This is a genomic window from Pseudomonas sp. TH49, assembly GCF_016650625.1.
GTDB lineage: Bacteria > Pseudomonadota > Gammaproteobacteria > Pseudomonadales > Pseudomonadaceae > Aquipseudomonas > Aquipseudomonas fluorescens_H.
Map to the genome: position 1 here is coordinate 1629587 of NZ_JAEKFL010000002.1, position 22744 is coordinate 1652330.

Sequence of the window (22744 nt, forward strand, 5' to 3'; positions counted from 1 at the left end):
CAACTCATTAACCAATGATTGGCGGTCTATCGAGTGGAAACACTCAGTCAGGAGGCAAGCCAAACACAACGCCATTGAAAGTGTGGGTGCAACATTGGCAATGAGGCTTCATCTCTTCGGCCTTCAAATCCGGATTGACGATTTGCAGGCGCTTTTGTTCATCGACGTACAGACCATTGAAGTAGCTCGACTCACCCAGTTGCACGATGTCCTCGCGATCGTCTTCATGGATGGACACCATCCAGAACACTGGCTCCGGGCGATCAAGGCGCGCAACCGCTTCGCTGTAAATCTCATCCCAGTTACCTCCGACACGAGATAACAGAAAGCGAAATAATGGCGTGTAATCGTAGCCGTGATGCTTGATCCCATGCATCGAACCCCGCGTCGCCTCGCTACGTTTCTCGGCTTTGGTATTACGCTCATACCGATAGTGACTGCCCTGATTGTTGCGCCAGACGTTATGGGCGGTGGTATTTACTTTGCGATAAAGCGGTTTCTTTTCCAACGATTGCTCCTGACATCCAGTCACTCGAAACGCCCTTCGCGTTTTACCCGAATGGCGCCCGAATGCAATCGACCGTCCATGGCCAATTGTTGCCGAAGCGCTTAACGCTCGACAGGCTGCATCTCAACGATGGTGCCGTTAGTGATCATGACCATCACGTACTTGTCGTTGATCTGCACCCATTGCGCCTGATCGACCGGGGCTTTCAGGCCTTTCTGTTTCCAGTTTTTCAACGCTTTGTCGCTGCGCTGATAAATGTCTGGTGCCCGGTCGTTGACCTTCAACTCGCGGTCGCTGGTCGGCGACTGGACAGCCTGTTCGCTTGAGGTTTGCGCCGCTTGAACAAGTGGGCTGATCCCGGCAATGCCGGCGACGAGGGCCAGGCTGGCGATTAGGGTTTTGCTGTTCATCGGTGAACCTCCTTCAGATGGGTTTTGCCTGTACTCCGACTGCTGAGTCAGGGAATCATTCCTTGTTTTTTTGCCTGGGCTGGTTGGGGGATTGTAGTTGGCCGGCAGATCGTCATCGCTGGCAAGTCAGCTCCCACCGGGTCCGTGATGAAACAGGATTTGTGATCGACCCGCGAAACCGTGGGAGCGGGCTTGCTCGCGAAGGGGCCGGTACATTCAGCATCTTCATCGCCTGAACAAAAGTCATCGCGAGCAGGCTCACTCCTACAGGTTTGGTGGTGCTAACAAGATTTGTGCTCGACCCCGCTCCCGCAGGGCCTGGTGGTGTTTCAGGGGATTGATCCGCTCTGCACATCAATCCATGCCAACAATGCAATTAACATCCTGTAACACCTGCGCGACCATCCGCCGCAATAACAACCGTGCGCCGCTTCCACGTCGCGCACGTCATAAAAGCGGTGGAGTTCTTTTCTATGACAGCCTCAATCCCACACGGCGGCTCGCGGGCCGGCGCCATTTTCCGGGTGACCTCGGGCAACTTCCTCGAACAGTTCGACTTCTTTCTGTTCGGTTTCTACGCCACGCAGATCGCGGCAGTGTTCTTCCCGGCGAGCAGTGAGTTCGCTTCCCTGATGATGACCTTTGCCGTGTTCGGCGCAGGCTTTCTGATGCGTCCGCTGGGGGCGATTGTGCTCGGCGCGTACATCGATGATGTCGGTCGGCGCAAAGGTCTGATCGTCACCCTGTCGATCATGGCCAGCGGTACGATCCTGATCGTGCTGGTGCCCGGATACGAAACCATTGGTCTGTTCGCTCCCGCGCTGGTGTTGATCGGGCGGCTGTTGCAAGGCTTCTCCGCCGGTGCGGAATTGGGCGGTGTTTCGGTGTATTTGTCCGAAATCGCCACGCCGGGCCGCAAAGGTTTCTTCACCGCTTGGCAGTCGGCCAGTCAGCAGGTGGCAATCATTGTGGCTGCGGCGTTGGGCTATGCGCTGAACGCGTGGATGGCACCGGATGTGATTGCCGATTGGGGCTGGCGGATTCCGTTTTTCGTCGGCTGCATGATCGTGCCGTTCATCTTCCTGCTGCGCCGCAACCTGGCGGAAACCGAAGAGTTCGCCGCGCGCAAACACCGTCCGAGCATGAAAGAAGTGTTCCGCACCCTCGGCCAGAACTGGGTGGTGGTGCTCGGCGGCATGCTGATGGTCGCGCTGACCACCACCGCGTTCTACCTGATCACCGTGTACGCGCCGACCTTCGGTAAAACCGTGCTGCACCTGAGCACTTCCGATGCGCTGCTGGTGACTTTGCTGGTGGGCGTTTCGAACTTCTTCTGGCTGCCGATTGGCGGCATGTTGTCCGACCGTATCGGCCGGCGTCCGGTGTTGATCGCCATGTCGCTGCTGGCCCTGGCCACGACTTATCCGGCGCTGTCGTACCTGGTGCAGGCGCCGAGCTTCAGTCACATGTTGCTGTCGCTGTTGTGGCTGTCGTTCATCTACGGCATGTACAACGGCGCGATGATTCCGGCGCTGACCGAGATCATGCCGGTGGAGGTGCGGGTGGCCGGTTTTTCCTTGGCTTACAGCCTGGCGACCGCAATTTTCGGTGGCTTCACTCCGGCGATGTCGACCTTCCTGATCCAGTACACCGGCGACAAGGCAGCGCCGGGTTACTGGATGAGCGTCGGCGCACTGTGTGCGTTGTGCGCCACGCTGTACCTCTATCGCCGCGCAGGCGGCCGTTTGCAAGCGGTTGCCGCATAAGGAGCAATCACCTTGAAAAAACTGATCAATCTCAGCGCCATCGCCCTCTTCGCTTTCAGCGCCCTGGCCCATGCTGAACAGCTGAACGTGATGACGTCGGGCGGCTTCACCGCCGCCTACAAAATCCTCGGCCCGAAATTCGCGGCCGCCACCGGCAATACCCTCGATACCCAGCTCGGGCCATCGATGGGCAAAGCCCCGGAAGCGATCCCCAACCGTCTCGCCCGCGGTGAGCACGCCGACGTGGTGATCATGGTCGGCTATGCCCTCGATGACCTGATCAAGCAAGGCAAGGTCGACCCGGCCTCGCGGGTCGAACTGGCGGATTCGCGGATCGGTCTGGTGGTGCGTGAAGGCGCGCCGAAGCCGGACATCAGCAACGTCGAAAGCCTGAAGAAAACCCTGCTCGACGCAAAATCGGTGGCCTACTCCGACAGCGCCAGCGGCGTGTACATCGAGAAGGAGCTGTTCAAGAAACTCGGTGTCGAGGATCAACTGAAACCGAAAGCGAAGATGATCCCGAAAGTCCCGGTGGGTTCGGTGGTTGCCACGGGCGATTATCAACTGGGCTTCCAGCAGGTCAGCGAATTGCTGCCGGTGCCAGGGGTGAGTTTTGTCGGCAAGATTCCGGAGTCGGTGCAGTCGGTGACCCGCTTCGCCGCCGGCATTCCGGTCGGCGCGCAGCATCCAAAAGAGGCCAAGGCCTTGCTCGACTACCTCGCCGCACCTGCCGCCCAGGCTGACGTGCAAGCCACCGGACTGGATTCGGTCAAGCGCTGATCGTCGGCGGCTGGACTTTCATTTCCACCACCAGCCGTTCCAGCTCCAGTGCTGCCGGGGTCAACGTACGATCCCGGCGCTTGATGATGCCGACACTGCGCATCACCTGCGGATCGGTCAGCGGCACCCGGGTCAGGATCGGATGATCCGGCCCGGGCATCGCCATCAGCGGCACCGCCGCCACCCCTAGCCCCGCCTCCACCAGCCCAATCATCGTGGTCACATGCCGTGTCTCGCAGATGCTCGGGCGTTGCGGCACGACGCCGCTCAAGGCCTGATCGAGCAGAAAACGGTTGCCCGAAGTCTTGTCGAGCGAGATGTAATCCTGCTGATAGAACTCGTCCCAGGTCACGCTGCTGCGTCCGGCCAACGGGTGATCGCGACGACAGGCGACCACGTAGCTTTCCTGCACCAGCGGTTCGAATTCGACTTTGGCCTCCTGGGTACCCATGAAACTCAAACCGAAATCCGCCTCGCCGTTGACCACTGCACTGAGCACGTCGTGGGCACTGGAGTCGAGGACTTTGACTTTGATACGCGGGAATTGCTGGTGATAGCGGGCGACCACTCGCGGCATGAAGTAGTACGCCGCCGAAGGCACGCAGGCCACGGTGACATGACCGAGCCGGGTCGAAGCCACTTCGCTGATGCCCAGCAACGCCACGTCCAGGTCATCGAGCAAACGCTCGACGCTGGGCATGAAGCCGCGCCCGGCCTGGGTCAGGCTGACCTTGCGCGTGGTGCGTTCGAACAGTTTTACACCGAGGGCGTCTTCGAGCTTTTCGATACGTCGGCTCAGGGCCGGTTGAGACAGGCGCACAGTGTCGGCGGCCTTGCGGAAACTGCCCTGTTCGACCACAGCGCGAAAGGCTTGCAGGTCGTTGAGGTCGAAGTTGATGGCCATGGCGGGACTCGGAGAGACTGATTCGCAGAGGCTATCAATGTAACCAATTGATGCGGGTTTTTACACAACCCGTTCCGTCGAAAATTGCCGCTGGATGGCAGCAAGGTTGCGCCGCCGAATCCAGCCGCTGGCCAGACGAATCAACAGCCAGTAAGGGGTAAACAGCATTTTGCTGCGCGTGGTGGCGCAATACACGAAGGTTTCGGTGCGCAGCGTACGCATGCCTTGAGGATGTTCGACGACCTGAAAACGCAGCAGCAGTTTGGCTACGTGTGGGTCATCCAGGACTTTGAATGCTTGAGCGTCAGCGATATGACCGGTCTTCAGATCAGGGCGCCAGAAGCGTCCGGCCAGGCCTAGAGACACTTCAGTCGAAGTGCGTTCGAGCAAGGTGAAAGCGTCAAAGCCGAACGGCGCAGTTTCCTGTGGCACTGTTCGGTCGCCAAACGTGCGCAGTATTTTCCCCGGCAGTTCGCGCAGGGACAGCAGCGCATCGACGACGCGGTCATCGCGCATGTTCAGCGCGCAAACTGCGGCGATGATGGCCTCGGGTTGCGCACGAATCGGGCCTGACTCATGGCGCTCGTGAAACTGGAACAGCGGAAGAAACGGCGAAGGATATTCCCATAGCAGATTGTCCTTGCGCCCGATGATGCCCAGTGCGTTGAAAAAGGTGCGGCTCATGACAGCTGTCTCGTTCGATCAGTCGATTTGAACCCGGGCACGGCAGCTTTGCGGGTGGATGCGGGCATCGCCGCGAAGCCGCCGTGTATTGCTTTATTCAGGCTTGCAAACGCTCACTGACTGCCTGAGCGATTTTTTCCGCCACATCGCAAGGCGCCACGGCGACAGTCTGGCGCAGGTCCGCCTTCAACGCGCCCCACGACAACCCGGCACCGAAACCGCACAGCACAACGTGTTCAGCCTGCGGCGTACCCATCGCGGCGTGGCGCGACAACACGATCGGAATCGAGGTGGAGCTGGTGTTGCCGACGCCATCGATGTCGACCGGCATTTTCTCCGCCGCCACACCAATCATCCGCCGCAGGTAGTTGAGCATGAACTCGTTCGCCTGATGCAGCACCAGCAAGTCCAGCGTAGCCGGACTCAACCCCGTGGCATCGAGCAAGGCCTTGACGGTCTGCGGTACCCGGTTCAGGGCAAAGTTCATCACCGCCGTGCCGTCCATCTGCAAGCGCTGGATAGTCGCGCAGACCGGATTGCCCTCCTCTCTGGCGTAGGCAATGTCGGACTGCAGCGCAGTACCGCCGCTGCCGTCGGCGCCGCAGATGAATTCGAATTTGCCTTCACCCGCTTCTAGCAAGGTCGCCGAAGCGGCGTCACCAAACAGCATTTTCACATGACGGTCGCGCTCGTCGAGGATCCGCGTGGTGACGTCGCCAGTGCACAGCAGGATCTTCTTGCAGGCGCCAGAGGAGATCAGCGCGCCCGCCTGGACCAGCGCACTGATGTAGCCGGAGCAGCCAGCGGCCACGTTCAGCACCAGACAATGCTGTGGCAGGCCGAGCGCCTGCTGCACCACGAAACCGACACCCGGCACCCAGGAATCCGGGGTTTGGGTCACCACGATCAAACCATCGATTTCCTCTGCCGCAGCATGCCCTTGATCGAGCAGGTTCAGGCACGCGGCGATGATCAGATCGGAGGTGTGCAGGGTTCTGGTTTCGCGGATCGAATGGATGCCGGTGCTTTTCGCGATGCGCTCAACTTCCTTGGCGCCGAACAGCTCGGCGAAGTCCGCCTCGGTCACCCGCCGCTCAGGCAGTGCCGCCGTGACCGCACGGATGGCGACGCCCTCAATGGTCAGCAGGCTCATGCGGCGTCCTTGATTTTCCCGTCGATCAGATCGAACAGATCCTGCACAGTGACCACGCGCTCGATCTCTTCGCCCGACACGCTCACGCGGGCCTGTTCGAACACCATGGCGACGATGCCGATTCGCGCCATCGAGTCCCAGTTCTCGCTGTTTTCCAGCACGGTTTCACCGCGCAGTTCGGCCGGCGAAATGAACAGGATTTCAGCGATGCTTTTGCGCATTTTTACCAGATCAACCATTTGTCATTTCCTTATAACGTGATGAGTAAACCGGTCTCACGACTGGGCGAGAACGCCGGGGTGACGCATTTTCTTGAAACGGCTGGTGTACAGCGGGGTCTCGGCAATGGAGACCACCCTGGGCAGTTGCTCCTGCGCCAGGACACCGCGAACGTGTTGATACAAGCGAACCTTGAACGCCTCCAGCGCCTCCGGCTCGATCAGCGTGAACCGCGCGGCAACGATCTGCCCGAGCAGCGGATTCGGCTGCGCGTAGACGACCACGTCGGAGACGTTTTCCAGGCCCATCAGCACGCTTTCCACGTGCGACGGAAACACCTTCTTGCCGCCGACATTGATCAGATCGACCGCCCGCCCGGTCACCCGAAAGTAGCCTTCATGTTCCTCGGCCAGATCGTGGGTGATCAGGTAGCCATCGCTCGACAGGTCACCGGCACTGGCCAGGTAGCCGAGCATGTTGGTCGCCCCGCGCACCTGCAAAATGCCGTCGACCACCCGCAGGCTGTAGTTCGGGTCGTCGATCTTCATCCACGCGCTGTCTCCGTCCTTGCTGCGACATGGCAGCACGCCAATTTCCGACATCCCATACAACTGCTGCAACTGCACTTGTGGCAGCAGGCTGGCAATGCGCTGGATCGCTTGCGGTGAACTCGGCTCCGAGCCGAAATAGATGCGCTCCAGGCTACGAGTGTCCCACTTCTGGAAGACGCCGGTGACCGTCGCCAGATTGAGCAGCGTCGGCGATACATGCAGGCTCTGCACATTGAACGATTCGATGCAGCGACCGACCTCTTGCGGCGAGCGCTCCTTGGGCAGGATCAACGTGCCGTGGGTAGCCAGCGCCTGCAGAACCGTGACCAGACCGCCGATGTGATCGAACAGTAAAAACGCCAGAATCGCGCCGCAACGCTCGGCACTCCGGTAGCGCTCGAAGAACGGCGAAATGGCATGCACCACGCCTTTGGCCGGACCTGTCGAACCTGAGGAAAACACGATGAAACCGGCCTGACGACGCGACAGCAGGCCGTCGACGGTCGGCGGCACCCGACTGTTGTCGTGACGGATAACCGCAAACTCCGGCGCCCCGCCGATCATGGAAAACCGTGCCCCCGCAGCGCCCGCCAGATTCGCCAGTTGCTCTTCGTCTTTGGGTACGGAAAGCGCGACCACGTTGTTGTGCAGCCACAGTGCGAACAGCATGCACACGCTGTTGAAGCTGTAGTTGTCGACCAGCAACACACTCGAATCGCGCACGGATTTTGCCGCCAGCTCTTCGCCGTAGGCGGTTATCTGCTGATGCAACTGATCATAGGTAAAGCGCCCCTCATCGCTGACAATCGCCGCTTGGTTGCCGGCGCTTTGCAGATGAGCCAAAAATTCTTCAACTTGCATACACACCCCGTCGTTCGATCAAACCGCTTGAGCTTGTGCTTGCGCCGCCGACAGCCGATCCATGATGTAGGCGATCAGCGTGCCCAGCGTGGCAAACGGTGTGGCGGTGTCGGGCAGGTCGGTGGTATCGGCCAGACGCACGTCGACGCCCAGCTGGCTGCGCAGTTTTTCCTCGACATCGACGATGATCGAAACCAGGGTCAGGGAGTCGATGCTGCCGTCCACTCCATAGAGACGGCTGTCTTCCCCACGGGACAAATCGATCGGGGTGCTCAACAACAGATCCTGTTGCCGAACGGCTGACTCGGTCAGCGCTTTGACTTGATTGAACATTCCAACATTCCTTTATTGGCTGATGCAGGTCCCTGCGTTCACTACGCTTGGGACAATGGCGGGTGCGCTTTCTGGTGATCGGCCAGCGCCGTACGCATGTCGACGAAGATTCCGCTCTTGATCCCGTAAGCTTCGGGCGCGTCAATCACCGCCAGGATGTCTTTCGCACGTTGCGCCGGCGACACCATGTAGCCGGGCGCCAGGGCGCGTTGTTGCAGCGACTTGAGGTCGGCGAAGTCAGCGGTGCGCTGGCTGAAACTTACCTGCCGCGACAAACCGGTGTCGACGTTGCACAGGCCGAGTACGGCAAAAAAGATCTCCGGGTTTTCTTCGGCGTAGACGCCGGCCAATGCCGCCAGCGCGGCTTTCGACAGGCTGTACGGCAGCGTACCCGCGCGAAAGCGCACGCCAGCCATCGAGGCCGACAGCACGCAGGTCGCCGGCCGCTGGGCCGAAGACAACATCAGATCGAGAATGGCTTTGTTGGCCAGCACATTGACGTTGAGCACATGCTGCAATTCGTCGAGGGTGAAGTCACCGCCACGTCCCGGCACGTTGCCGCTGACCCCGGCATTGAGGAAAAACCGGTCGACGCCTTGCTCCAGAACCTCGGCAAAGTTGTCCTTGAACAGCTCGCCCATCTCACTCGGCCGCGAGAGATCGAACGGCCGAAAACGGAAATTCGGATGGTCCATCAGTGCATAGGGCTGACGCCGTGCGGTGCCAAAAACCGTATGGCCGTTTTGCAAATGCAGCTGCGCCAGCGCCTCGCCGATACCGCTGCTCACACCGGTGATGAACACCCGGTGTTTGCCCTTCTCGCGCGAGCCAGCGCCGGGATTGCGTTTGACCGTGTGCATCAGAATTTACCGGCGGAGAAGCCGCCATCTACCGGCATTACGGTGCCAGTGACAAACGAAGAGGCATCACTGAGCAGCCACAGGATCGCGGCAGAGATTTCACCGGGATTGGCGAAGCGCTTCATCGCCGTGACCTGCAACTTGTGCTTGGTGGATTCCGGATTGGCTTTCAGGCGTTCCTCGGAGTTCATGCCGCCCAGCGTCGGGCCCGGGCACACGGCGTTGACGCGAATCGAATGCCGCTCAGGCAAAGCCTCTTCAGCGCATTCAATCGCGCAAACCTGAGTCAACATGTTCAGCGCAGCCTTGCTGGTGGAATAGGCGCTTTGCCTGGCAACTCCCAGCAGACCGGCGCAGGAGGAGACGTTCACGATCGAGCCACCCGCATGCTTCGAGATCAGATTGGTCTCGTGCTTGAGCAACAGCAGCGGGCCCAGCAGGTTGATCTCCAGCACGCGTTTCCAGTCAGGGAAATCCATGTCGCGGATCGGTGCATGTCTGGAGGTGACGCCGGCATTGTTCACGGCCAGATCGAGTCGGCCGTGTTTGTCATTGATGATGCGGAACAGCTCGATGACCGAGGCTTCGTCGGTGACGTCACTTTTGATGAACGTGCAGTTGTCGCCGAGGCGACTTTGCGCCGTCAGGCCGTCGTCTTCGTTGCGGCCGGTGATGTAGCAGATGCAGCCGGCTTCGATGAGTTTCTGGCTGACATCGAAACCGATCCCGCGTGTGCCCCCGACAACAAGGGCGATCTTGGCGGTGAAGTTCATTTCAGGTTTTCCTCGTAGTGCTGTTGTAGTTGTTCTGGCCGTCGATAGTCAGGATTGACGCAGCAGTAGACGCGCTCGGCCATCGGTTCTTTTTTGTCGCGAAAACAAAAGGCATCGCCTCGACAGCGGTTGACCTGATCCGCTCGCCCCGCCAGTTGCTTGGCGACAAAATGGTTGTCGGCGAGCATGGCGCGGCCGAAGCCGACAAAATCGGCATCGCCGCTGGCGATGATTTCGTTGGCTTGCACCACATCTGCCACCGAGCCGGTAAACCCCAGCGGAATGCGCACGAAGCGTTTCAGATAGCGGCAGCCCTCCCGCGACATGGCCAAGGCTTGTTCGGTGTTCTTGAAAAAGAAGCGGAAGGTCTCGCTGATACCCAGCGAGCAGGTAATCGCTGCGACCCCGCTGGCTTCCAGCGCCGCGACGACGTCACCCAACAGCGCCGCGTGCTGGCCTTCTTCATCGAGGCCGTCGTCCATGCCCAGGCGCACGGTGACAGCCACTTTGTGGTCGGTGGCCTGGCGAATGCCTTCGACAATCGCCAGCAGCAACCTCGCGCGCTTGAGCGGCGTACCGCCCCAGTCATCCTCGCGTTGATTGGTCTTTGGCGAGAGAAAGCTGCTGATCAAATAGCCGTTGGACGCCTGCAACTGAATCAGCGTGGCGCCGGCCTGTTGCGCGTAACGGGCGGCAGCGCAGAACTGCTCGATGCAGCGCTGAATCTGCGCCTCTGACATCGCCACTGCCCGTGCCTGGGGATGGGCACTGAGCACTGTCGGCGAGGCGATACCGCTGGGCGTCAGAATGATCCCTTGCTTCGACGGCAAAGACTGCGGCCCGTAATGCTGCAATTGCACCCCCAGCGGAAAACCACGCTCCCGTGCCGCTTCAAACAGCGGCCGCACGGCCTGCGCGTGGGCTGCCGAAGTCAGGCGCAGACCGCGGCTGTTGTACCGCGCATCGGCGTCCACGCTGGCATTGCCGAGAAAACCGAAGCCGGCGCCGCCGTCCATCAAGGCTTGATAAACCGAAAAAAACGCTGGCAGCGGAAAGCCGTGTTCGTCACACAGATCCATGCCGAGCGAAGAAAAATACAGTCGGTTTTTCGCCACTGCATGCGCGCCGAAATGCAGCGCCTGGGTGGCCGCCTGCAAGCTTGGGTTTTCTTTGCTCATTGCTTCAGCGCCGCCAGCGCCGGCTCATCGAGGTGAACAAAGCCGCGCTTGATCATGTCGCTGATCACCTGCAAACCGCTGAAATCCACCTCGGCAAACTCCCACGACGCATGCTCGCCCTGTCCGGCACGACGGATGCTGGCGGTGAAGCTCAGCTTGCCTTCGTAGAGGATGTGCAGAGTGACCGGGTCGGGCAGATCCGCCGTGGTCGTTACGCAACCGGTCTTGCCCAGGCCCAACAATTGCACCTGAGCCTTGCGCCCCTGCTGGTCGCTGATCGTGCAGGCCAGCTTCGACGACTGCAGCGGTGCAAACCAGTCATTGGAGTAGATGAAGATATTGCGGGTCTTTTCGAACAGCGGCATATCGATCACCGTGGCCTTGGTATCGACCGTGGCGAACAGCGTCTGGCGCTGATAGAACGCAACCCGCAGATGGATTTTCTTCGGTGAGGTGGCATCGCTCGGGGTCATGTTGTCGACCACCAGTTCGATCGGGTACATCAGCTCGGCGTAGGCGAAAAAGCTCGCGTTCAGCTCATTGACGCTGACGGTGACGGCGCCGCGTGCATGATCGGTGTGATGGTACAAATGGTGATAGACCGCCTGACGCGCCGCTTCGATGAACATCGTCCCCGGCACATGTTCGTGCGCCTTGCGATAGAAGAAGTAGTTGTCGGCGTTATTGATCAAGCGAAACGAACTGGCGCGGCGGATCGGCGCGATCGATTCGCACAGGGCAGCGACGGCAAACTCCAGGCTGTCGATCCCGGCTTCAGCCGATTCCAGTTGCGCGGCGACGATCTGGTAAGGCAGCGCTCGCACCTGGTTCCATTCATCATCGGCACCGACGCCGTCCATCCGGCTCTTCTTCTGCAGCACGGGCGCAATCTCGAAGCGCCGCTGCTGGTTGCCGCCCGCGACGTAATTGCGCACCAACGGGTTATGCCCATTGGCCTCGATCAGTGCTTCGTTCACATACAGCGGCAATGCGTCTCTCGGTGCACAAATCAAAACGTCGTCAGCCGAACCCTTGTGCAGAAGGTCGGGGGAAATGCTGTCGTTATTCATCATGGTCAGCTCATCTCGGTAGTTGTTGTATTTTTTCTTGTGCGGGGCTGGCGCCAGCCTCCGTCAGGAGGCTTCCATTACGTCGCGTTCCTCTTCTGCGCTCAGTTGCCTGGCGATGACGGTGGATGGCTGCCACGACTCGACACCGTGAATGACCGGTTTGTCCGCCAGAATCTGTTCAATGAGTTGTTGCTCGCGCAGACGTGCTGCCGCGATCGAACGCTCCTTGACGTGGCCGTAGCCGCGAATCGAATCCGGCAGGTTCGCCCATGCGACGAACGCCGACAGATTGTCCGAGTTCAGTTTCGGTAACAGGCGTTGCAGGGTTTGCTCGTAGTCACTCAGCAAGCGGCGTTCTTCGCGACGCTCGGCGGAAAAGCCCAGCGGATCGAACCGGGTGTGACGCAACACTCGGCCCTTGGCCAGCACTTTCAGCAGCGGCAGAATCCAGCCGGAGAAAGCGACCTTTTTCGGCTCGCCGGTGCTTTCCTGCTTCTTGCGCAGCAGCGGCAAGGCAAAGTGGAATTTCAGGCGAATGCCACCGTCGAACCGGGCTTTGAGCGAGTCGGTGAAACTGCGGGTGGTGAGCAGCCGCGCAACTTCGTACTCGTCCTTGTAGGCCATCAACTTGAACAGGTTGCGTGCCACCGCTTCGGTCAGGGCACTCTCATCACCGGCCGCCGGCAGCGCCCGCAGCTGCTCGATGACGTTGCGATAACGCGCCGCATACGCTGCGTTCTGATAGGCCGTCAGGAACTCGCTGCGGTTGTCGATCAGTTGCTCAAGGCTTTCGCGGCGGCCGCGCATGTCGCTGATGTCGCGGATCGCAATCGTCGACACGGCATCCACTGGCTGATCGAGATAAGGCGCGGCAAACGCCGGATCCTGAGCCCACAACCGTCCCCAGGCGAAAGCCAGATGGTTGGCAGCGGCGCTGCCGGCCAGATCGATGGCTTTCTGCAGTGCCGGCAGCGACACCGGTACCGTGCCCTTCTGCCAGGCGTAACCGAGCAACAACATGTTGGCCTGCAGCGGGCTGACCAGCGAGTTCGCCAATTGCCCGGCGTCCAGGCTGTGGAACTGCTCGGCGCCGACCTTCTCTTTCAAAAACGCTTGTATCGCGTCGGTTTCAATATTCAGTTGCGTGTTACGCAGCATCGCACCGGTCTGGGTCAGTGCACTGTTGGCGATGACCACGGTTTTTTTCCGCCGCAGCGTTGCCAGTGCATCGTCTTCGCTGGCCACCACCAGATCGGCCGCGAGCAGCAGGTCGGCGCCGCCGATATCGATGCGATGCTGGTGCAACGCATCGGCATGACCGGCCAGACGCACATGGCTCAACACCGCACCGCCCTTCTGCGCGAACCCGGTGAAATCGAGCACGCTGACGGCACGGCCGTCGAGGTGGGCCGCCATGGCAATGGCCCGCGCCACGGTCACGACGCCGGTACCGCCGACACCGGCCAGAAGCATTTCATACGGCCTATCGAGCGACCGTGGTGCCTGCGGCAGCGCCAGCGCTTCGGCCCGCGCCAGCACTTCGGCGCTGTCGGCCAGTTTGCGCGGACGTTGCCGCGGCTTGCCGGTCACCGTCACGAAGCTTGGGCAGAACCCCTTGATGCACGACAGATCGGTATTGCACGAGTGCGGATCGATGCGGCGTTTGGCGCCGAACGGTGTTTGCACCGGGATCACCGACAGGCAGTTGGATTTGACCTGGCAATCGCCACAGCCTTCACAGACCGCTTCGTTGATCACCACTTCGGTCTTCACCAACGGCGCCGGCAATTGCTTCTTGCGTCGACGCCCTTCGACTGCGCAGACCTGATCGAAAATCAGCACGCTGACGCCACGGGTGTCGCGCAACTGCTGCTGCACTTGCTCGAGCTTTTCACGGTGAAACACTTCGATGCCCTGAGGAAGGCTGTCATGCGCCTGATAGCGTTGCAGGTCGTCCGCCACCACCACTATTCGCTGGGCGCCTTCGGCCTTGAGCAGCTCGACGGCTTTTTTCACCGTCAGCTTGCCGTCGATAGGCTGGCCGCCGGTCATGGCCACCGCGTCGTTGTAGAGCAGTTTGTAGGTGATGGTCGCGCCGGCCGCGATAGCCTGCCGTACCGCGAGGAATCCGGAGTGGAAAAAGGTGCCGTCGCCAATGTTCTGAAAGATGTGCGGGGTCTGCACAAACGGCGCCTGCCCCAGCCAGTCGACCCCTTCCCCGCCCATCTGCACGCTGCCGGTGGTCGAGCGTTCGGGCATGCGTGCGGCCATGGCATGGCAGCCGATACCGAGCCGCGCTTCACTGCCCTTGGGCACCTGGGTCGAGGTGTTGTGCGGGCAACCCGAACACAAATAAGGCGTGCGGCGGATCCAGTCTTCAACCCGCGAAACGCAGGGCGTAAGCCAGAAATCCGGAAGGCTCGGTTCGATGCCCAGAGCTGGCAGGCGCTGCTGCAGCAGCGCGGCGATGCGCGACGGGCGCAGCTCTTCGTGATCGGAGATCAGCGCTGCGCCATTTTCGTCGGTCTTGCCGATGATCACCGCACGCTGGTCGTGGGCAGCGTTGTAATACTTCTGCTTGAGCTGCTCTTCGACGATTGCCTGCTTCTCTTCGATGATCAGCACCTTGCCGGCGCGCTGGGTCCAGGCGTCCAGCACCGGCGACAACGGATAAACCAGGTTGATCTTGAGCAATGCGACGCCGGCATTTTCCAGCTGTTCGAGGGCGATGCCGCATTGCTGCAAGGCCTGGCGTACATCGCCATAGGCCTTGCCGACCGCAGCGATGACCAGTGTCGGTTGTGCCGGCGCGGTGACCGCCGTGTCGATCGGGTTGGCCAGGGCAAAGGCCCGGGCGGCATCGAATTTGAAAGCGGTGCGGCGTTCGATCTGCATGCCCGGCAGATCCGGCCAGCGCCAGTGCAGACCGTCCGGTCCCGGATTGATCTCGGGGGTGACGAATTCGGGCAGCGGCGAGGACTCAACCGAAGTGGTTGCCTCGACCGTCTCGGTGATTGCCTTGAAACCCACCCACAAACCGGACACACGCGACAACGCCCAGCCCCACAGGCCGCAGCGTTCGTAGTCGGCCAGTCCCGCCGGGTGAATCACCGGCAAGCCCCAGGCCATCAGCGTGCGATCGGATTGGTGGGACATCGACGACGACACGCAACCGTGATCGTCGCCGGTAACCACCAGTACCCCGCCGTTGGGCGACGAGCCATAGGAACTGCCGTGTTTGATCGCGTCGCCGGATCGATCGACGCCCGGGCCCTTGCCGTACCACATGCCAAACACGCCGTCATACAGACGCTGCGGATCGGTTTCGACGCGCTGGGTGCCGATCAGGGCCGTTGCCGCCAGATCCTCGTTGATCGCCGGCAGAAAGCGGATATTCGCGTTTTCCAGAACACTCTTGGCCTTGACCAGCTCGCGGTCCACGCCCCCCAGCGGCGAGCCGCGATAACCACTGACGAATCCCGCGGTGCGAATGCCGTTGGATCGATCAAGGGCAGCCTGGGACAGCAGCAATCTCACCAGGGCCTGCTGGCCGCTGAGAAAGATGCGCTCGTTGGGCTGCGCGTGTTCCCGGCAGTACATCGAGCGGCTGTCATAGTTTTCGATCCGCGATAAGGTGGTTTGCGCCTCATCAGCGGCGAGTTTGTCGGGTTGCAGGCGTTGACGTTCTGAATCAATGGAATCCAAGTACACAGTTTCAAATCCTTATGAAAACTTCACATTGAATGTGCTTATTTGCGCACTACAGCAGAGGGTTGCATCAAAACTTTCGACCGCAACACGACGGTGATTCGGGCGATATGAATACCTGATCAGACGCGCAGAAAGACGCACTCGCACGGTTCCGCGACATCTCGGGAACACATCGAGTTATTTCAATCTTTCTTAATAGTCAGCGCAGAACCCGGTACAAATCTTCAATTCCTTATGAAAACTTTACTTTAAACCTACTTGTATTCTCACCAATGCGAGCACAACTCAGCCTCGCCATTTTGCACAGGCGATAGTTGCGGAAAACACGCAAACAGTTGTTCACCACAAAATGATTGACTTGAGTTACTGCCCCATCAAATACAAGTAAAAAGTCTCAAATCCTTGTGAATACCTTACTTTCAACGCACAGACCCGCACAGCCGAATGCGTCACCTGCGGCTTGGAAAGCAAGCGAGTGCACAGGGGCTTTTCGGCTTTTTGAAAAGGAGATGTTCTCGGCTGAACCCACGAATTCCCGGGGTTCTATCGAGTAATTGTCATGATTTTGACGACGCGACAATGACGTCGCGATTTCAGCCGCTGCACGATCCTGAGCTGCTCCCGGGCAAATGCCGGGGACGAGCTGATCGAGCCGAAATCGAAGCGGTTCCGATCCAATGGAATCCAGATACAAAGTTTCATTCCTTATGAAAACTTCACACGACCGTCCTGGTCGCTTTATTACAGCCGTTATAAAACAGCCAGCATCTCGGGCAAAAAATAGTAGGTTCGGAGCGCTCATCTTGTCAATCGTTGTAACAAACATTTAATGGTAAATCGCAAACTATGAACTATCTGGTTCACGCAATCATCACAGTGCATTGCCCATGGCATGATGCTCCAGGTTTTACATTATCGAATCAGCTGTCCAACTTTTGAATTAACACACGGCCACTCTTCAATCGATTGCTCGACGCAAAACTTCGTCCATCGCCAGCAATTATCGGTTAGTCACGCAATGGCTCGGCAATATCACGCCCGCGCGCTCTAAGACCAAAGTATTACTTTACATAAGCGGATAACTGGAAAAGCGCCTTTGCCCGTGCAACAACTTTCAAGGCGCCTGATACTCATCGATGCCAAGCCGTTCTAGCGCAAAAAAAGACATTGATTAAAGAATCGCTGCCCGACAGTGCTTGTGGTGTGGCAGGAAGTCAGCCTTTATCCTTGTCACCCCCGCCGTATCGCTGTCAGGAGTCAGTCCATGCCCCATGAAGGCAACCTGTTACAAGCCGCTGTCGTGTTTCTCTTCGCAGCCGTGCTCACCGTGCCTTTGGCCAAGCGTCTGCAATTGGGCGCGGTGCTCGGTTATCTGTTGGCGGGGGTAATCATTGGCCCGTCGGTGCTCGGCCTGATCGGCAATCCGCAGAGCGTTGCGCATATCTCGGAACTGGGCGTGGTGTTGCTGTTGTTCATCATCGGCCTTGAGCTGTCGCCACGCCGCTTGTGGGTGATGCGCAAGTCGGTATTCGGCGTGGGCCTGGCGCAGGTGCTACTGACGGCGGCGGTGATCGGCGTGCTGGCGTTGTACGTGTTCGGTCAGCCACTGAACAGTGCGATTGTGTTGGGTCTTGGCCTGGCGCTGTCGTCCACGGCTTTCGGCCTGCAAAGTCTGGCCGAGCGCAAGGAACTGACCAGCCCCCATGGGCGGCTGGCGTTTGCGATTCTGCTGTTTCAGGACATCGCCGCGATCCCGTTGATCGCACTGGTGCCGATGCTCGCTGGCGGCGGCCACGAAACCAGCAGCGCGGGAAGCCTCAATCATGGTTTGCAGGTGCTCGGCGGGATCGCCGTGGTGGTGGTCGGCGGACGTTATCTGTTGCGCCCGGTGTTTCGCGTGGTGGCAAAAACCGGTCTGCCGGAAGTCTCCACCGCCACCGCATTGCTGGTGGTGATCGGCACGGCGTGGCTGATGGATCTGGTCGGCGTGTCGATGGCGCTCGGGGCTTTCCTCGCCGGCCTGCTGCTGGCGGATTCGGAATATCGGCATGAACTGGAAGCGCAGATCGAGCCGTTCAAGGGCCTGCTGCTCGGGCTGTTTTTCATCAGCGTCGGCATGGGCGCCAACCTCAGTCTGCTGCTCAGCGCACCGATCACCGTGTTGGGCCTGACGCTGCTGCTGATCGGTTTGAAGTTGCCGCTGCTGTTTGTGGTCGGGCGTCTGGCCGGCGGGCTGACCAAGGTCAGTGCGATTCGCCTCGGTATCGTGCTCGCGGCGGGTGGTGAATTTGCCTTTGTGGTGTTCAAGATCGGGCGCGATCAGGGCCTGTTCGAGCCGCGCCTGTATGACCTGCTGGTGCTGACCATCACCCTGTCGATGGCGTTGACGCCTTTGCTGCTGTTGATCTGTGCGCGACTGGTCAGCCCCAAGGTGCAGCCGGTGGAGGTGCCGGAGAAATTCCGCGAGATCGACACCGAGGCTCCGCGCGTGGTGATCGCCGGCATGGGTCGGATGGGCCAGATCGTGGCGCGAATTCTGCGCGCGCAGAACATCAAGTTCGTGGCGCTGGACACGTCGGTGGAAACCATCGAGCTGTCGCGCAGTTTTGGCGGTGTGCCGGTGTTCTATGGCGACCCGATGCGCCCGGAAATCCTCCATGCGGCGAAGGTCGGCGAGGCGGAGTATTTCGTGATTGCCACGGACGATCCGGAGACCAACATCAAGACGGCCGAGATCGTGCGCAAACTGTATCCGCACATGAAGATCATCGCCCGCGCACGTAACCGTCAGCACGTACACCGCTTGGTCGATGTCGGCGCCGAGCCGATTCGGGAAACCTACTATTCGAGTCTGGAGATGAGCCGCCGCACGCTGGTCGGCCTCGGTCTGACCCAGGCCCAGGCCGATGCGCGGATCAAGCGATTCAAGCACCACGACGAACAGGTGCTGGAAGCCCAGCACGCGGTCTACGACGACGCCGCCAAAGTCCTGCAGACCGCCCAGGAAGCCCGGGCGGAGCTGGCGCGGTTGTTCGAGTCGGATCAACTGGAAGAGGAAGCGCGCAAGGCCTGAATTCACCACAATTCCAATTGTAGGAGTGAGCCTGCTCGCGATTGCAATCTATCAGTAGCCATCTCTGTTACTGACATACCGCCATCGCGAGCAGGCTCACTCCTACAGGAATTGTGGATGGGCTCAGGCCATTTCCAATTCACGCTCTTGCTTGACCGGTGCAGTCTCAAACCGGTCCGCCAGGAACGGTGTGATATCCAGCGGCAGTGCTTCGTGGTTGACCAGTTTGTCCAGCAGCACCCCGGTAATCGCCGAAGTCAGGATGCCGGTGCGGAAGTGTCCGCAGGCATTCAGGTAACCCTCCACCCCACGCATCGGCCCGAGGATCGGCAGCTCATCCGGCGAACCCGGACGCAACCCGGCCCAGGTGCGCTTGAGATTGACGTCCTTGAGTTCCGGCAAGCAACGCACCGCGCCCTGCACCAGCCCGGCGATTTCCGGGTAGGTGGTGGTGACGTCGAAACCTTTGTCTTCGGTGGTGCTGCCGATCAGGATCTCGCCGTTGTCCTTCTGCGCCACGTAGCAGTCGCTGGTGGTCAGGCAGCCGTTGAGGATTTTCGGCATGCGCTCGGTCAGCAGGATCTGGCCCTTGACCGGTTTCACCGGAATCCGCACACCGGTGGCCCACTCGCTCAAATCCGCCGCCCAGGCACCAGCGGCGTTGATCAGGGTCTTGCAGTGAAACACGCCCTCCTCGGCCGTCTGCACGCCAGTCACGCGGCTGCCGTGGTGCAACACGCCGGTGACGTTGGTGTTGACGTAAATGTCGACGCCATTCTGCCGCGCGCCTTCCATGTAGGCATCGGCGAGTCGGAACGGGCTGACCTGGTGATCACAGAGAAACTCCAGCGCACCCCGGGCCTCGTGGCTGACACTCGGTTCGGCTTCGCGCAGCGCCGCCTGATCGAGCCAGCGCACCTGATCGGCCAGATGCGGAATACAGCTGACAATGTGCTCGGCGTAGAGCCGGTCTTCGTCGTCATAAATGACGAATTTCAGCCCGGTCTTTTCGAACTTGAAATCCATCCCGTGCTTGTCGATCAACTCACGGTGCAGTTGCGGGTACAGCGCGTTGGACTGCAAGGCGAAATCGAAGAACGACTCCGGCAGGATGTGCGGGGTGCTGGCGTCCACCGCCACCGCCGCACCCTGGGTTTCGCGTTTGCGGTTGGCCGACATCATGCGGAAGAAAATCACCCCGCAGCCCAGCCCCACTGACTCGCCGATGGCCCACAAGCCACCGGCCGAAGCGCGGGTCGCGTTACCCGGGCGCTTGGCGTCGATCAGCGCGACCTTGAGACCTTCGCGCTTGGACAATTGATAGGCGCAGGACGCCCCGATCACGCCGCCGCCGGCAATGATCACGTCGTAGAACTTACTCATGGGAAGTGGCCTCCGTGCCGACGGACTGGAACGCGGAAAAAGGAATCGGATCGATCGGGAAGCGCGGGCGCAGCCAGCCGACGTCCTTGCGCCCGGTGGCCTGGCGCAGGCGGTCGCTGCAGTAGCCGACGCACATCCGTCCCTGACAATCGCCCATGCTGACGCGGGTGCGCATTTTCAGGCTGGCGATGTCCTGCACGCCCTGTTCCAGCGCCAGATCGATGTCGGCGCGGGTCGCGTGTTCACAGCGGCAGATCACCGTATCGGCGGCCGGCAAAGCGGTCTGGCCGACGCCGCGTTCGGTGTAGCGGTCGATGGCTGCACGGAAGCGCACGATGGATTTGAGTTTGCCCAGATAACGGTCGCGGCGTACCCGCGCCAGTTCTTCTTCGATCACCCCGCGTTGCAGCAGGATCGAGGTCGCCGCGATCTTGCCGGCGAGCATCGCCGCTTCACCGCCACGAATCCCGCCCATGTCGCCGGCGAGGTGCACGTGCGGCTCGTTGCTTTGCTGCCAGTTGTTCGAGTTGGCGCGCAGGTAGCCGTCGTCGCTGAAGCCGTGATCGAGGCCCATCTGCTGACTGAGTTGCGTGCGCGGGATGAAGCCGTAACCGACCGCCAGGGTCTGGGCTTCGAAGCGCTCGATCTGGGTCAGATCAGGTTCCCAACTGGCCGAATACGGCGCGACAGTGACACTCTTCAGCTCGCCTTCGCCGTGCGCTTCGACCACGCCCCAGCCGTAGTTCATCGGGATACCGTGCAGTTTCAGATACGCGAGCATGCTCAGGCCGTCGAGGAGCAGCTGCGGTTTGTTCAGCAGCGCCAGGCTTTCGCGGGCGATCTTGCCGAAAGCGCAGGCTTCATACACGCCCGCGACCTTGACCCCGGACGCGTGCAACTGCGTCGCCACCAGCGGCAGCAGCGGCCCGGTGCCGGCGATGATCACCGGCCCTTGCGGCTTGACCACGCCACTTTTGATTTGCAGCTGCAGGCCGCCGAGCATGATCACCCCCGGCAGGGTCCAGCCGGGAAACGGCACGCTGCGCTCATGGCAACCGGCAGCCAGGAGCAATTGCGGGTACGCGATCTCGTGCAGTTGCTCATCGCCGTCGAGCACCACCAGCGCGCGGGTGCCTTCGGCGCCGACCACGCGGTGATTGAGGCGCACATCGATCAGCCCGGATTGCTCCTGGAAATCACCGTGCAGTTTGTTCAGCGCTTCGGAATAGCGCGGCCCCAGATAATCCAGTTGCACGCCGTCACGCAGCGGCCCGCGATAGACCACGCCGCCGAGGCGCGAGGCTTCTTCGAGCAAGGTGCAGCGCACACCGTGGCGTGCCAGTTCAATGGCCGCCGCCATCCCCGCCGGACCACCGCCGACGATCACCGGTTGCAGGCTCATACGACCTCCTGCTCGTTGATGCGGTTGACCTGGGTTTCAATCTGCATACCGTCGCGCACCACGGTCTGACAGGCGCGGCGCTTGTGGCGACCGTTGATTTTCACCAGGCAGCACTGGCACACGCCCATGCCGCAGTAGGCGCCGCTGATCTGGTTGTGATCGTTGCGTGCGACCTGACGCACGCCGAGGGACTGAATGACGCTGAGGACGGTTTCGCCGATGGCCGCGGTAACCGGTTGGCCGTTGATGTGGACGGTCATATCCGCCTGGGTCAGGGGCTGGATATCGAAGGTGCGTTCTAGGCAGTGCATTACGATGTTCATCCGTGAAAAGGTTCAGGGGTAAGTGTTACGTCAGCTCCTTGCTGCTCTACACCGTGCGGCCCGTTTAATTGTTGGTTCGGGGCGGGCTCGCGGGTACTTCGTCAGCGCAGCAAAGTGCGCGTGAAGCACTGTAGTTCATACCTCAGCAAAGGCCTGGATCATTTACGTTAGGCGAAGTTGCCGGCGCAAATATTGATCCAGGCCAGTGAAAGTGGTCGGATTGTTCAACGATTCAGTTGGAGAAGACAAACTGGCCCTTGATCTTCTTCGACCCCATGAAACCGAGGTCGGGAAACAGCAGGTTTTTCACCCAGGCCACGAAAAACACCATGGCCAGCGTCGTCACCACGCCGATGATCACCGACACCGGGTCTTCGGCGTAATCCTTGAACATCCGTGGCACCTGGCTGATCGACAGCAACGTGTACACGGTGTAGGTCTGCGCCGAGTTGCGATAAAAACCCCAGGCGAACAATAGCGAAATCCCCCCGGCGAGCAATCCGAGGACGATTGCAAAACCGGCGCTGATCGTCAGTCCCAGAAAATAGCCGCCCACCAGCCCGAACAACGCCTGCGCGTAGATCAGCCCGAGCAGTATTTTGATTTTGCCGGCATGCCGCTCGAGCAATTGCGGATCCGGGCGTGAGCCGATCCAGTAGGCCAGCACCTTGTCCTTGACCGCGCCACCAGACAACGCCTTGAAGGTCTCGGTTTTCGAGCGCCCGGCCTCCAGCATCTGCATTGCCTGACGTTTGAATTCCTTCTTGTCCAATGTGCTTTTCCTTAAGTAGAGAGATCCAGG

Annotated in this window: 20 protein-coding genes; 3 read left to right on the forward strand and 17 right to left on the reverse strand. The window is 60.2% G+C overall.

Features of this window, described 5'->3' with window-relative positions; genetic code table 11:
• Positions 1-43: 43 nt before the first annotated feature.
• Both JFU48_RS24680 and JFU48_RS24685 read right to left on the reverse strand, forming a co-directional pair.
• A complete protein-coding gene (locus JFU48_RS24680) occupies positions 44-508 on the reverse strand; it encodes a hypothetical protein (RefSeq protein WP_201137966.1) in 465 nt (154 codons plus the stop codon).
• Positions 509-609: 101 nt separating this feature from the next.
• Positions 610-918, reverse strand: coding sequence for an RcnB family protein (locus tag JFU48_RS24685; protein WP_003223974.1), 309 nt, complete (start codon positions 916-918; stop codon positions 610-612).
• A gap of 473 nt (positions 919-1391) precedes the next feature.
• Here JFU48_RS24685 and tcuC point away from each other — a divergent pair, with 473 nt between their 5' ends.
• Positions 1392-2684, forward strand: coding sequence for an MFS transporter (gene tcuC, locus JFU48_RS24690; protein WP_201137967.1), 1293 nt, complete (start codon positions 1392-1394; stop codon positions 2682-2684).
• Positions 2685-2696: 12 nt separating this feature from the next.
• Entirely contained in the window at positions 2697-3464 is a 768-nt protein-coding gene (locus JFU48_RS24695) for a substrate-binding domain-containing protein (RefSeq protein ID WP_201137968.1), read from the forward strand.
• Here JFU48_RS24695 and JFU48_RS24700 read toward each other — a convergent pair.
• The 11 genes from JFU48_RS24700 to JFU48_RS24750 all read right to left on the reverse strand — a co-directional run bounded on the left by JFU48_RS24700 (position 3454) and on the right by JFU48_RS24750 (position 15761).
• Positions 3454-4368 (reverse strand): LysR family transcriptional regulator, encoded by a 915-nt coding sequence (locus JFU48_RS24700; RefSeq protein ID WP_025111506.1) that lies wholly within the window; start codon positions 4366-4368, stop codon positions 3454-3456. The genes JFU48_RS24695 and JFU48_RS24700 overlap by 11 nt on opposite strands.
• Positions 4369-4428: 60 nt before the next feature.
• Positions 4429-5052 (reverse strand): hypothetical protein, encoded by a 624-nt coding sequence (locus tag JFU48_RS24705; RefSeq protein WP_201137969.1) that lies wholly within the window; start codon positions 5050-5052, stop codon positions 4429-4431.
• Between the two features lie 97 nt (positions 5053-5149).
• Entirely contained in the window at positions 5150-6205 is a 1056-nt protein-coding gene (locus JFU48_RS24710; protein ID WP_201137970.1) for a ketoacyl-ACP synthase III, read from the reverse strand.
• Positions 6202-6444 carry an acyl carrier protein gene (locus JFU48_RS24715; RefSeq protein ID WP_103520245.1) on the reverse strand — a complete coding sequence of 81 codons (243 nt, stop codon included), beginning with the start codon at positions 6442-6444 and terminating at the stop codon, positions 6202-6204. The genes JFU48_RS24710 and JFU48_RS24715 overlap by 4 nt, the downstream gene beginning before the upstream one ends.
• A 36-nt stretch (positions 6445-6480) precedes the next feature.
• The gene (locus tag JFU48_RS24720; RefSeq protein WP_201137971.1) at positions 6481-7836 is read right to left on the reverse strand and encodes a long-chain fatty acid--CoA ligase; all 1356 of its coding nucleotides are present in this window, start codon (positions 7834-7836) and stop codon (positions 6481-6483) included.
• 18 nt (positions 7837-7854) lie between these two features.
• Positions 7855-8169 (reverse strand): hypothetical protein, encoded by a 315-nt coding sequence (locus JFU48_RS24725; RefSeq protein ID WP_103484689.1) that lies wholly within the window; start codon positions 8167-8169, stop codon positions 7855-7857.
• Between the two features lie 41 nt (positions 8170-8210).
• Positions 8211-9029 (reverse strand): SDR family oxidoreductase, encoded by an 819-nt coding sequence (locus JFU48_RS24730; protein ID WP_103484690.1) that lies wholly within the window; start codon positions 9027-9029, stop codon positions 8211-8213.
• Positions 9029-9802: an SDR family NAD(P)-dependent oxidoreductase gene (locus JFU48_RS24735; RefSeq protein WP_201137972.1), complete on the reverse strand. Its 774-nt coding sequence runs from the start codon at positions 9800-9802 to the stop codon at positions 9029-9031. Before JFU48_RS24735 ends, JFU48_RS24730 begins: the two co-directional genes overlap by 1 nt.
• Positions 9799-10980, reverse strand: coding sequence for an oxidoreductase (locus JFU48_RS24740; RefSeq protein ID WP_201137973.1), 1182 nt, complete (start codon positions 10978-10980; stop codon positions 9799-9801). Before JFU48_RS24740 ends, JFU48_RS24735 begins: the two co-directional genes overlap by 4 nt.
• A complete protein-coding gene (locus tag JFU48_RS24745) occupies positions 10977-12053 on the reverse strand; it encodes an AfsA-related hotdog domain-containing protein (RefSeq protein ID WP_242486705.1) in 1077 nt (358 codons plus the stop codon). The genes JFU48_RS24740 and JFU48_RS24745 overlap by 4 nt, the downstream gene beginning before the upstream one ends.
• 60 nt (positions 12054-12113) lie before the next feature.
• On the reverse strand, positions 12114-15761 hold the full coding sequence (locus tag JFU48_RS24750) for an indolepyruvate ferredoxin oxidoreductase family protein (RefSeq protein ID WP_201137974.1): 3648 nt from the start codon (positions 15759-15761) through the stop codon (positions 12114-12116).
• 1264 nt (positions 15762-17025) lie between these two features.
• Between JFU48_RS24750 and JFU48_RS24755 the strand changes: the two genes are divergently transcribed.
• Positions 17026-18834 carry a monovalent cation:proton antiporter-2 (CPA2) family protein gene (locus JFU48_RS24755; protein ID WP_003223951.1) on the forward strand — a complete coding sequence of 603 codons (1809 nt, stop codon included), beginning with the start codon at positions 17026-17028 and terminating at the stop codon, positions 18832-18834.
• Between the two features lie 123 nt (positions 18835-18957).
• Here JFU48_RS24755 and hcnC read toward each other — a convergent pair whose 3' ends face one another.
• From hcnC to JFU48_RS24775, 4 genes are all read right to left on the reverse strand, one after another.
• The gene (hcnC, locus tag JFU48_RS24760) at positions 18958-20217 is read right to left on the reverse strand and encodes a cyanide-forming glycine dehydrogenase subunit HcnC (RefSeq protein ID WP_201137975.1); all 1260 of its coding nucleotides are present in this window, start codon (positions 20215-20217) and stop codon (positions 18958-18960) included.
• Entirely contained in the window at positions 20210-21619 is a 1410-nt protein-coding gene (gene hcnB / locus JFU48_RS24765) for a cyanide-forming glycine dehydrogenase subunit HcnB (RefSeq protein ID WP_201137976.1), read from the reverse strand. The genes hcnC and hcnB overlap by 8 nt, the downstream gene beginning before the upstream one ends.
• Entirely contained in the window at positions 21616-21930 is a 315-nt protein-coding gene (gene hcnA, locus JFU48_RS24770; RefSeq protein ID WP_047602019.1) for a cyanide-forming glycine dehydrogenase subunit HcnA, read from the reverse strand. Before hcnA ends, hcnB begins: the two co-directional genes overlap by 4 nt.
• 244 nt (positions 21931-22174) lie before the next feature.
• Entirely contained in the window at positions 22175-22714 is a 540-nt protein-coding gene (locus JFU48_RS24775; RefSeq protein WP_201137977.1) for a hypothetical protein, read from the reverse strand.
• Positions 22715-22744 lie beyond the last annotated feature (30 nt).